Source organism: Saprospiraceae bacterium (genome assembly GCA_016716185.1).
Classification (GTDB): Bacteria; Bacteroidota; Bacteroidia; order Chitinophagales; family Saprospiraceae; genus Vicinibacter.
The window spans coordinates 1,995,056-2,008,854 of the sequence record JADJWV010000002.1; the positions used below are offsets into that span (position 1 = coordinate 1,995,056).

Below are 13,799 nucleotides of genomic sequence, written 5' to 3' on the forward strand. Positions count from 1 at the left end.
CTTACGAATAAGGACACTTTCCCTTCATAAACCGATATAAAAATTTCTAATTGTTGAGTATCAACTTTTTCACACCTGAATAATTTCCGGTTTCCATTTTATAATAATAGAGACCAGCACCTGTCAGGTCTTGCTTTGTAATTTTGATAACATTTCTTCCTTTTTGAGCATCCACTGCCATTTGCTTTACCAATACACCACCCACAGTATAGAAGCTGAAGTTAACTTTTTGAGCTTCAGAAACTGAATAATTGATGTTGGTTCCTTCAGTAAATGGGTTAGGCTCATTTTGATACAATTGCGTACGATCGAATGATTTCTTGCTATTGTATTCGCGGATCCGAACATCCATAATTTCAAGTTGGTCGGTATATGCTTCAGCTGCTAATAAATCGTCTCTCAAACTAATGGATTCTCCGAGTTTCACTTTGCCGGCCACTTTGTATACCAAATAAAACAGAACCTGCCCTCTGTTTTCAATGCCCTGGTTTGCATTCCAGCTAACATTGACAACCCCCGGGTATTGTTTTGATACTGCAATATTCTGATCTCTGATATCCAATTCAGCTGGCTGAACACCCATAAATTCCATTTTAGCATCATCAAACATCAGACTAAACTGAAATCCTGTCAACAGATTGTTCCATGATCCATAGAATGGTACTTTAACCACGCCGCCTTCCAAAGTAGCTGATGCTTCCAATTCGAGATAAAAGTTATTGGAACTTCTTTGCTCAAATCCATTTCCAAATTCAGTGGTTTTTGCACTTAAATTCACGTCTCCGGATTTGATGGCCATGAAATTGGCACCTTTAAATTCACCTATTAAATTTGAAAATTCGTATTGAGTTTTCCAGGGTGCATTCAACCAGGGATTTTCAATTTGATCAAACACCATATCGTGCGTGATAAAATTCCATGAAGGAACTCCTTCCTTAAACTTATCGGTGATACCCAGAATCAACTTTCTAATTTCAGAAATATCTGCAGCCGTTACGCTTTGTGAATTATTGACGTCTGCTGCGATGTATTGATAAGGTGTTGTAAATTTTTGTACTCCTAAAATATGCTTTTGGATCAACACGATATCCGCGGTAGAAATTCCGTTATTGATGTCGTCATCCTTACGGGGTCTTACTGTATAATTCTCGCCTTCCGGTAAATCGAGGAACATGTAGTTTCCTGATCTCTCTGAATTTATAGTTCCAACCGTAAGGCCGTCTTTCAGCAGATCCAAATGGGCATTCTGAAGAACTGCCTGATTGCTGGTTGAAACCAAACCACTGATCATTCCACCATTTGTAAATCTGTTTGGACAGGCATTGCCATTGTCCTGCAGGATCAATTTCGTATTGCAGAAAGATTGATTATTCCACAGGTCGGTGATGTAAACAGTAATATCCAGTGTATCGGCGATTCCATTTTCGATGTCAGCACAGGTAAATGTGCGAACGGAGTCGGAAATGTTAATGCTATAAGAGAATTTGAGATCTTTTTTAGCCGTACAATTATCTTCGCTTTTGTCGTCAAAATATCTTGCCGGTACTTCGATCCTTCCGTTATTGGGCATCACAACCGTAATGATTCCGGGTTTACAGAATGGCGTTGGTGCTTTGCAATCATTAATTCTAAGGATTTTAACGCATTTGCTGACATTGCCGCATGAGTCGGCTACAGACCATTCCAATCTGTGCACTCCTACCGGATAAACTCCGCTTGCATTATTTCCTGTTTGGGAATTGCCGTAAGTACCTGAATTGTTCAAATCAATCCGATATGACCAGATCAGCTTGTCGTCATCTGTACAATCATCTGTAGCAGATCCTACCAAATCGAGATTAGCATCACAAGTAAAGTCATTCGCACATACGTCAACATTTGCACATGTTGCCGGAGAAATCGTTGGAGCTGTGGTATTTCTTACATATACAATCTGGTCTCTTGAAAAGACTCCTGGTGAATTTGGATCGTTGACATCGTAAAGACACCAATCAATTACACGCCAATGTCTGATGATTTTCAGGCAGAATCCTCCAATATTATAGAATCTCTCATCGGTATAACCTGCAATAGCATTGCCGCAAGCCTTCACCGGAAATTCTGGCCGGCCTGAAAAGTCAGGATGCGCATCAGAAGCTTTACAACCGTTCACAGTGATATCTGCAGGCCACTGAATTTTATTCTGAGTGAGCGGGTCATTATCGCGAACAGTGATGCTCTGGTAACAAATTGCAAACAGACCACCTAATGATGTAGCTTTCCACTGTCTGCGGATGGTTCCTAAACCACATTTGTAACCTGATGTATCATCCTGGTATGTAATTTGGACATTTGTACATGTATTGCTTGCAGTAGCGGTTCCAACTTTAGATAAATCATGAATATCTGTACCGCAATTCACTGTAATATTCTTAGGGCAAGTTATGGTTGGTGGTATTTTCTCCTGTACGCTTACTGAAACCATACAATCATTATAGTTCCCGCTCGCATCCCATACTCGAAATACTACCATGTGTGGATTTCTTGTTAAATCTTCACAGCAAAAAGTTACTTTATTGCTGAATTGAGTATTTCCAATAACACCACACCAGTCTTGCATTCTCCGGACAGCCATAGAATCAATATCGCAGTTGTCGATGGAACCATTATCCACTGAAGTAGCAAACAATGTAGCGATACCTTGTTCATTTAAACTTACGACTGTATGTTCATCGCAAATCGCGACCGGTTGCAGATTATCCTCGATCAATACTTCTACCCGACATCTGGTCACATTTCCACAAGCATCTTCCACCACATACTGAACCCAGGTGGTATCTTTAGGTAATCCCGAGATTATTGCATTTCCATTTCTGTAGGTAATGTTATCTGTCCTGTAATCACCTGCTTCAGGCATGCCATCAGGTCCGGCAAGTTTGTATTCTACAGTAAAAGTGGTAGAACTGCAATCGATAACCAGATCTGGTGGTGGAACTGTAGCAGTTCCCGTACAAGAATAATAATCCATAGGGAACCTGATGTAATTTTGACTACAAGTCAGGATCGGTGCCCTGGTATCTGTTACTTTAATAAATTGGACGCGCTCTACAAGTTCGCCGGTACACCAGTCAAAAACCCTCCAGGTGCGTAGTAATTTGAAAGAATTGCCACATACAGGAATCCGAATATCTCTATAGGTTACTGCTATGTGATCACAATGCACATTGGTAGGATAACCGGTTCCTTTCCACTTAATTTTTCCATTGGCGAAAAGTTCGTCATAAGGGGAAGGATTCCCATTATCCAAAGCATTCCATCCTGCCGGATAAGGTCCAACTGCAGGTTCAATGCTGTCGCATTGTAATGCAGGCAATTGGAAACCATCGTAGTTCAAAGGCCAGTTTACTATACCAATAGAGGCTTGTGTCAGATAAATAGAATCTTTACATGCTGTTTTGTTTCCCTTACAATCCACTGCAGTCCAGCTTCTCTCCACCTGTGCATAATATCTTGCATTACATCCATTTTTAATATAAATATCAGAATAACACAATTCTACATCACAACACAAATCGTAGTTTTTGACTACATAACATTGAGCTTTCGAAGCATGAGGAGTTACTATGGCTCCTATCGGCAATGGAAATCCAATTGAATCCGGAGAATAATCATCATCACAACCTACAACTGCCGGTGACGTAAGACAAATCAGATTGGGTATATATTTATCTTCAATGAGGATACGTCCCCAACAGGATACTCCACTGCAAATATGTCTGATATGAACTTTCAGTACCTTTCCAAGATTTGCATAAGTAACAATGTTACTCGGCAAAGGCACATTATTAGTGTTGTATACGGTTACTAAAAATGCATCAGCAGGATATTGTTCACCTTCCAAAACGACTCCGGGAGTGATCACCGCCTGACAATTTCCATCCAAACTTACGTTTACCAGGTCATCGCATGCGATTGCAATATCCCCTTCGATAAAAATCTGTTGAAAAATAACAGATATTCCATCGGTAAGTCTTAATTGGAAAGTTCCGGGTACTTGTCCCCAATCGATGGTAAAAGAATTGGTTGGAAATACAGGAACCGGATTAAAACTTCCACCTCCAAGAATGCTGACCGTCCATGGCCCGCCTGCGAATGTGTAAGTTACTGTTGCACCCGGACAGACGCTTGTGTCGCCACTCACGTATTGTGCCTTTAAAGTTGTATTCCAACCGAAGACAAATAATACGATACACGTTTTCACAAGTATCCATTTAAATCTGCCCGTGAAAAGGAAGGTTTCCACTAGATTCGTAATCCTCTTCATAATGTTCATATTTTGATGTAAGAGATTTGACATAATTCAATTTTTTATATCAGCTTAATAAAGATTTTAGTTTTAAAGGTGGGCTTTCATCCGGGAACATCAACTGTTCCCGGAATCAGCCTAATTACCCAAGAACCGTTTATTTTATGACGACCATTTTCTTCATAGAATGGTAGCCGTTAACATCTAATCTATAGTACAACACACCTTCTGCCAGCAGATCATCGGCACCAATGCTCAATGAATTCAAACCTGGTTTAGCTGTAATTTTGTATTCTTTAACCGGATTTCCTGCAAGGTTGTAGATATTGATCCTGGCCTCACACGGATCCGGAACATTGAAGTAGATCGTAGTTTCATTCATAAATGGATTAGGAACATTCTGGAATAATGCATATCCTTTTACATCCCCTGAATCCGTGCTTCCTCTGAAAAGCATTTCAATCTTTTTATCTTTTTCAGTATGGTAAGATTCAGCTGATAAACTTTCGTGATTCATCCTGATCGAACCAGCCTGAAGACTTCCGGATTGATGTGCTTTGAAAACCAATTCAAATAACACCTCACTTGCTTTCAGTTGTAATATATTTTGAGCATTCCAGCTTATCTTCAAATTCTGATTATCTATTTTGTAATTATCAGATTCCATTGGCAATGCAGCAGGAATCACATCTACAAGTTCAAGTTCATTCGAAGCAAGCTGTAATGTCATTTGCAAACCATAAATAGAACTCTTTTCGAAACTTTTTATCTGAACTTTGATAACGTCACCAGTTTTAAAGGTTTGTTCATTATACTCAAGGAACCAAACATCTCTGGATCTTGTCGTCTGGCTTGCAAATCCTGTATTCGCTTCACCGGTTACATCTCCTGTTTTAATTCCGATAAAATTCACGCCATCCATGTTATGACTCATTTGATCCACATTTAAATTACTGGAGTAATTCATATATGTATCCATTCCTAGAGGTGCATTCGCATCTACAAAATTCCACGAACTGTTGTTGTCAAACTGATTCTGAACACCCAGTATTAATTTTCTTAATTCTGAAATGTCCCTTGCAGTAATACTTCCAGATTTATTTACATCTGCAGCGATCAGTTTATATGGAGAATCCATCAATTCAAGCCCTAGAATATGTCTTTGAATTTTAACGATATCCTTGGTGGTAATACCGTTCATAGGATCTAAATCATATGTTGCAGTCAATTTGTAATCCTGATACATCTGAAGATCATCAAATGTGTAGTTACCGGATTTACTGGTGATCGACTGTTTGATTATTCCATTTACATCAGCGACATAGACAACCACTTCTGGTGATGGATTATCATTATAACCTTTAATGAAGCCGGAAATAGATCCTGTGGTAAAATTATCAGGACATACATTTGAGTTATCCTGCAGGATCAGTTTTGGTTTACATACATCCTGGTTACTGGCAAGATCAGTTATATAAATATCCAGATCAATGGTATCACTTATGCCATTTGCTATATCCGCACAGGTAAATACTCTGAAAGAATCAGCAATGTTGGGTGTAAAACTGTATTTCAACAGATCGCTGGGCGTACAATTGTCTTCACCATATTGTATTAAATCTTTAGCCCATACAGTAACTGATCCGGTGTTTTGCATAAGTACAGTTACAAGTCCGCTCTTACAATAAGGAGTAGGTCTCTTGCAATCCTTAACGGTGATCAGATAACTGCAACTTGTTGAATTGCCGCATAAATCTTCAACGATCCATGTAACCCGATGCACTCCGGCAGAAAAATTAAAACTAAATCTGTTTCTGGTACCGTTGACATCATTGGTATTATCATTATTCAAGTCGAGTTGGTAGGTCCATCTCAAGTCAGCCTGTGAGGTACACAGATCCGAAGCACTTGCTTCTATCGTTGAGAATACTTTACATGCTTCGGTAATACACAATTCTCTGTTTGAACAAGAACTGGTAAAAAATGGAGCATCCGTATTGTTAATTTTAATAACCTGTGTTCTGTACCAGATACCCTTTTGAGTCAAAGGATTGTAAGTACACCAGTCAATAACCGTCCATTTACGCAGGATCTTGAAACAAACGCCTTCCACGTAATTAAATACCAGATCTTCAGATGATGCAATCGGCTGATTGCAGGCATCTCTATTCAAGTATGTTGGTTTACCGGTAACAGAAGGATCAGCCTGATCAGAGCAACCATTTAAAGTGATGTCACCCGGCCAAACGATATCCTCATATTTAAATGGCGTTTGATCAATTACCGTGATTACCTGGCGGCAGGAATCTCTCAAACCTCCGTTATCTATACCGACAAATTCTCTTACTATAGTACCAAGATTACAAGAATTTAAATTGTTGTAAACTCTATTCAATGGACTTACATTACAATTATCCTGGTAAGTGGCATTTCCAAATACACTTAAATTATTTAAATCAATTCCACAAAATACAGTAGTATCTTTTGGACAAGTAACTTTTGGAGGTAACTTATCCTGAATGTATGCATCAACCATACATTCACTTGAATTGCCCGCCTTATCAATCACGCGAAGAACCATTAATACCGGTTTGTTGGGATTGACATCGTTGCAACAAAATTCCTGAGTAGTCGCAAATGAAGTCGTACCGCACTGCCCAGGATTCATCCTTCTCACCCTAAAATCAACGCCTGCACAATTGTCATGACTATGATCATCGAAAACAGATGCAGGTACAGTTGCTTTACCATTTGAACCTAAAGAAATTACGGTCTTCTGGTGACAAACGGCTACAGGTGGTGTAAGATCAACCACTTCAATATCAAACTGACAAACTGTGCTGTTTCCACAACCGTCTGTAATGGTATAATAGATCCAGTTACAACCCAAAGGCATATTGCTCACCTGATATCTTCCATCGGGAAGTTTGGTAATGTTATGTGTTGTTCCTTGTCCTGGTACCGGAGTACAATCTGTTGGGTCAACAGCAGGCAAATGCGTCACAGAATATGTCCAACCTGAACATTCTTCGATGACATAAGGTACCTTATGGTCAATTATGGTTTGAGGTGTAAGATCCTGAGGTACGGGTAATATTAAAGTACCGTCGCAACTCCATGGATTTGTACTCAGTGTATAGTTACTAGGACAAGTTACTTTTGGCGCTCTGTCATCTACAACTTTAATTTGTTGAATGTGATCAATTCTGAAAGAAGGATTACACCAATCCAGGATCAACCATCTTCTCAATAATTTATATGTTCCTTTACAAACCTGAATGGTATCGTCTGTAAAATCGTATTGAATATTGCCGCAATAAATTCCGGATGGTTTGCCTGTACCTGTTAAGGTAGTATCTGGAAACCCGGTCCCCGGCAATTTAGTCCAGGTCCCGTTACAAGACAAATAGGGTTGATTTCCAGGTTGACCATCGTAATGTGGCGGAAGTGTTATATCTGCCAATGTCCCTTTTCTTAAGTCAATGGTATCGTAACAACATGCCTGATACCCTCCCGGATCCGTAGCGCACCACTTTCTGTATATCGTGGCACTGAGTTCTGGATTATTACATTCGTGGTTTACTAAACTATCCTGATATGTCAGATAAACGATGCCACAGGCATCTATTCCGGTTACTACATAAGGATAAACATTTTGATTGACGTTTCCGACGGGGACCGGAAAACCAAGGGCAGCCGGAGAAAGATTTGCTGCACAGCTAATCGTATCGCGCACTCTGCAATTCAAAGCAGGCGGTGTTTTATCTTCGAGTACAATGTATCCCCAGCAACTGTTTCCGCAAACGATATTTCTAACATTGACTCGTAGCTTCTTATTAATATAACTTAAATCCAAAGGCATAGACACACGTTTGTTTCCGTCGTATATGGTCACTTCGAAAAATCCCAGATCAGCACATGGACCAACCTCACTTTCGAGTATCATATCTGCCAGAATCTCCGCTTCGCAAATACTGTTTACAGACACCTGAACCTGATTGTTGCAAACAAGCTGACAATTGGACCAACAGTCTGGAATTTCGACAAAATTCGAAAATGCTATGTCAAGAGGTATGCCGCTGCTTACCACACTACTGTTTAATAATTGAGCAGGTGCACCTGGTGCGTCAGGATCGACTTCCACTGTAATCTGAAAAACCATGACATCATCACCAAGGAAATTCCCAGATCCATCTGTAAGAAATCCATCGAAAACTCCATCATACAATGGATTGATTACACCCGGAAAACTGCTACCAGATGTTGACACAATTACCGGTAAGCCAACAACCCTCACAAAAGCTAATCCCAGATTTGAAGGATCACTAGGTCGATCAAAAACCTCAATGTCAAATAACATGGCATTTACACATGGCAGTTTCGTCACCTCAATTCTATAGGTCACATCAATATTGCCCTGGATGCCACTGGAAGCAGGCGCTACTGCGAACAGCGTTTTTTCAACTTCCAGACATTGTGCCTTTACTTGTGATCCCGGCATCAGAAAACTCAATCCCAATACCGCGATAACCAGCACAACTGTACGTGCGATCATTTTCTCAACACATAAACCGAAACGTAATGTCGTGTTCATTTTGGATAATTTATTCATTGTAAATATGTTTCATTTAATACATGACAATTTTTGAGATCCTCAAACGGTCCTTTCGAGGGTCAAATCCTGAGTTATGGTTCATTAAAAAAGAACAAAGAGGGGGTATACCTGAAAACAACTAATGTTGTGTTTGCTGGTAGGCTTTATTCTATGAGTAGCATTTTACGAACAGATTTATAATCACCCATTTCAATTCGGTAATACATCAATCCGCTCTGGCTTAAATCTTCGCGACGGATGTCGACAACATTTAAACCTTCTTTATAAATGCCAGATATTTTCTTAATCAGTTTTCCATTCACATCCATGATGGTTAAATTCACTTCTCCATCTACCGGCAAGTTAAATTTAATGCGGGTCTCCGCTGTGAAAGGATTGGGTTGATTCTGGTAGAGGTAAAATCCTTTACTGAATCCATGCTCGTCTTTTATTCTGAAATCGATGTTGATCAATTCCAAATCGTCGTTATAGGCTTCAGCGAGAAAATCAGAAGCCAAAACCAGATTACCATTTAATTTCGAGCGCTTTTGTACGTTGAATACAAGGTAAAATAATACCTGCTCTTCATGGACAGTAGTCATCTGATCGACACTTATCTTGATTCGTTCCTTAGAGGGTTCGTGCATGTAATTTGCATCATCAATTTTCAATACGCCTGATTCCAAACCACTAAACTGCAAAACTGAGGATTCATAATTAAAAGCCATTTGCATACCGGTCAATCTGCCTGCATGGCCTGCGAGAACAGGAATGCGAACGATCTGACGTGCATCCATTTCCAGGTTTTCAACATTCAATGCGAAAACTTTTGATGAACGTTGCGTGCTATTCTGCACATTACTTGTACGTGCGTTTCCAGTAACATCTCCCATCTTCACCGCTATGAAATTATTATCCATAATGTCTTTGGATAAATTTTGTACTTCAGATTGCTCATTAAATGGCCATGGATGGTTGAAGTCGTTAAATTTCTGAGCTGCAGAAATAAATTTCCATGATTTGTTATCTGGAAACTGATTCGTAATACCCAGAATGAGCTTACGCAGATCAGAAACATCTTTTGCAGTGATGGAAGCAGAATTGTTGATGTCTGCAGCGATCACCTTATATGGTGAGTTCAGATTTTGCAAGCCCAGTATATGTCTTTGAATGAAAACGATATCCTGAGTGGTAACTCCATTCAATGGGTCGTCATCCTTTTCTGCAGTAATGGTATAATTTTCATTGAGCGGCAGTCCGATGAATGCATATTCACCATCGAGTCTGGTCATCTCGTATTTAGGCATACTTGGCATATTGCTGTTCAAGGTCACCATAGCATTTTCAAGTTTGCTATTGGCCTCATTGAAAATGGCACCTGCCAGATTTCCAGTGGTTCCGCCTCCGCCTAAATTGTCGGGACAAGCATTTCCCAAACCATCCTGAATAGTCACTTTGGTATCGCAGAAATCAAAATTTCCAGCTTCGTCAAAGACATAAATACTTACATCAAAGGTCATTGATACTCCATTTGGAATCTGAGCACATGTATATGTTCTCGAAGCATTGCTTGGATTCGACGAAAAAGCAAATCGCAATCTGTTGCTTGGAGTGCAATTATCGCGACTGCCGTGATCGAGGTCAGAAGCCCAAATTGTTACTTGCCCATTGGAAGGCATGATCACCGTAATGATTCCGGTTTCGCAAACAGGTGTAGGTTTCTTTCTGTCGAGTATGGTAAATCTTCTCAAACAAGTTGAGCTGTTTCCACATTGATCCGTCACTGTCCATTTGATTCTGTGTGTGCCAACCGGATAGGTTCCGCTTGCGTTGCTACCAATACTGGCAGCATCTATTGAACCGTCAATATTCAAATCAATTTCATAACTATAAATTAACTGGGCAGGTAAACAATCGTCAGTGGCTTCTGCAAACAGAGTTGCAAATCCATTGCAATCATTGCTGATCCCTTCAAAAATCAAATCAGAACAAGGAGTTGTAAAAGTTGGACTGATTGAATTTTTGATTTTAATTACCTGGGTATAAGTCCATCTTCCTGCACCGGTATTGCTGTTGTAAATACACCAGTCCACTACAGTCCATGTTCTCAATACTTTGAAACAAACATTTTCAACAACATTGAATACCTGATCATCATAAGTGGCGATGACATTTGAACAAGTCAGGTTTGATGGCCATTCCGGTCTTCCGGTAATATCTGGACTGATATTGGGGTGACAAGCATCAATTTCCTTGTGAGAAGGCCAAATAATAGAAATGCTGCCATCAAATTTTGTAAAATCACGTACAGTAATTACCTGAGTGCATCTCTCTTTATTGTTTTTACTAAAGTCGTCGTAGAAATCATATTTACGTTCAATGGTACCCAGTCCACACGAATTTAACTTGTATTCCACCGAACTGTCAATATGTAAATTACAGTCTTCTATTACCAGACCGTCATATCCCCAATGTTTGGGTTGAGCAGTCTGATTATTGGTAGGATCATAGAGAACTATAGGTTTTCTGTCGAATTCATTAGTTCGATACGTTCCAAATACTGAAAGATTGGAACGATCATATTCGCAACTGATAGTGATGTTAGGCAAACAAGTAACAACCGGTGGCTTTTTGTCCTGAACAGTCACCCGAACCATACACTCGTTAGTATTGCCAGCTTTATCTACAACCAACAGTACTACCGTAATAGGATTGTTGGGTATGTCACTACAACAAAATTCGACAAAGTCCCCATAAAGGCTATCATCTTTGATAGGATCCGGACAGTTCCCCGGATTCATTCGTCTAACCTGAAAATAACCCATCTCGCAATTATCGTGAGAGCCGTCATCAAAAGTGATGGCATAGACTTTTGCAGAGCCTTCGTCTGTCAAAGTCACAACCGTTTCAAGATCACAAACTGCAATCGGACGAGTCTTTTCTTCGACAAATACTTCGGTAGCACAGGTATCTGAATTACCACAACCGTCAGTACCAATGAATAGTACCCACGATAAACCAACCGGTAAATTGTGAATTTTATAAAGTGAATCTGTGAGTTTTAATATTCCTGCCGTCGTTGCATCGATTGCAGATGGCGGGGTATTTGGGTCTGCTCCTCTTTTCACCTGTACCTGCCATGTAACTGCAGAACATTCTGAAATTACTGTTGGAATTCCAAGAATTACTTCTCCTTCGCAGGTATTTGGTAACGTTGAGATGGTATCATTAAGTCCGCAAGTCAGAATGGGTCCGCGTTCATCTACTACCTTGATAACTTGTATACAACTCGTCTGACTTCCTGTGCACCAGTCTGCGACAATCCATTCTCTCAATATCTTATAGGTTCCAGGACATACATTTAATCGTATATCTGAATAAGTAAAATCGAGATTTCTGCAGGTTGCAAATGAAGGCAAACCAGTACCCGGCCATTTTACTGTTCCATTCGGATTAAGTTCATCATAAGGCGATGGATGACCGTTGTCCAGTGCATTCCATCCGCTTGGAAAGGGTCCAAACCTCGGTTCTTTTTCATCGCATTGGAGATAAGGATTCGCAAAACCATCGTAATTCGGCGGACAAACAATAGCGGAAATATCTCCTACCCGGATCAATACAGTATCAGTACAAGTATAGACATTGCCATAAGAATCCGTAGCCGTCCAATCTCTATAAACGGTATCTATATAAGTTACGGGTGGTGGACAATCTGCATGGGCTATACGATCTATATATGTAATAATAGTAGGACCACAATTATCGACCAGCGAATTTGTAGATCTATAACGTCTTTCTCCTATACGGGTTGGATTGGGCGCGCCGGCTGGCATTGGGAATCCGACATCTTCGGGCTCGTAATCTTTGTCACAGTCGACAATATAAGTTCCACATTCCAGCCTTGGAGGCAATTTGTCCTCTACCAGCATATAACCCCAGCAACTGTTTCCAGAACACACATGTATCACTTCAACGATAAATTCTTTACCGATATGAGTTGCGTTTAAGTAAGGGCTGCCCTGAATAGGTAAGTTTGTGATTTTATCTTTGATCACGACGATATAATCCAGACTGTCGTATATCCCTTCGAGAATAAGACTGGGATAAACAAACCCAACACAATTTTCATCCAGTGATAAATGAACTTTATCATTACAATCCACTTGTGGAGCAATCCTGCTTGAAACATGCACATCGAAAACGTCTTCACAAGAAGGGGCATTGACGCTAAAGAAAAACTGGTAATTTCCGGGAGTATTGTAAAATACTTCAAAACCAGGATAACCAGGAGTCAAATTATTGACTGTAACTCCAATACCCGGACTCACTAACAATTGATATGCGTTTGCGCCCAAATAAGGATTAATTAAAAATGTATCCCGATCTCCTGCACAAGCTAAACCAGGAACTCCTCTTAATGGAGAAGGATTGCCGCAAGGCTGAGCGAAAACATCACTCCAGAAGGGTAGGCATAACAGGAAGGCTAACATCCTTAAGTTTAGGTAGTTTCGCCTGAACACTGTTGTAAGTAATGGTTTGTTCATAATCTTTATGTTTATAAAATTCGTTTTTGCTCATAGTTATCCACCCCCTGCCCAAATAGCATCAGGTGTATCACTATCGTGAAATATTCAGTGGGAGGTATTATGAAAGGATTCAGGCGTTTAAAGCCCAAATATTCCATGAGAGCTTAAGTGCAAGGAACATTCCAAAAAAGAGCCCGGAAAACTTAGAATTTAGAAGAGAAATTAATGTGAAAACATTAAAAAAAAATATCAGATGTTATGTTATTGAAATGCAACGAAATATACTTTCTAAAAACTATTTATGGGTAAAAATAATTTATGTAAGAAATTTTTCACCCCTGATTTCAAAGTGTTCAAAAAAACAAAAGGCAAGGATCACATGACCCTTGCCTTT

The 13,799-nt window shown here is 39.8% G+C and carries 3 protein-coding genes; all 3 read right to left on the bottom strand.

Annotation, left to right across the window (positions count from 1 at the left end):
* Positions 1 to 46 precede the first annotated feature (46 nt).
* On the bottom strand, positions 47 to 4,240 hold the full coding sequence (locus IPM34_09745) for a T9SS type A sorting domain-containing protein (protein MBK8955828.1): 4,194 nt from the start codon (positions 4,238 to 4,240) through the stop codon (positions 47 to 49).
* A gap of 202 nt (positions 4,241 to 4,442) precedes the next feature.
* The gene (locus IPM34_09750; protein ID MBK8955829.1) at positions 4,443 to 8,879 is read right to left on the bottom strand and encodes a hypothetical protein; all 4,437 of its coding nucleotides are present in this window, start codon (positions 8,877 to 8,879) and stop codon (positions 4,443 to 4,445) included.
* A gap of 164 nt (positions 8,880 to 9,043) precedes the next feature.
* Positions 9,044 to 13,423: an Ig-like domain repeat protein gene (locus IPM34_09755; GenBank protein ID MBK8955830.1), complete on the bottom strand. Its 4,380-nt coding sequence runs from the start codon at positions 13,421 to 13,423 to the stop codon at positions 9,044 to 9,046.
* Positions 13,424 to 13,799: the final 376 nt, after the last annotated feature.

Coding starts and splice junctions, on each gene's coding strand:
- IPM34_09755 (MBK8955830.1), bottom strand. CDS start 13,423: ATGAACAAACCATTACTTACAACAGTGTTCAGGCGAAACTACCTAAAC.
- IPM34_09750 (MBK8955829.1), bottom strand. CDS start 8,879: ATGAACACGACATTACGTTTCGGTTTATGTGTTGAGAAAATGATCGCA.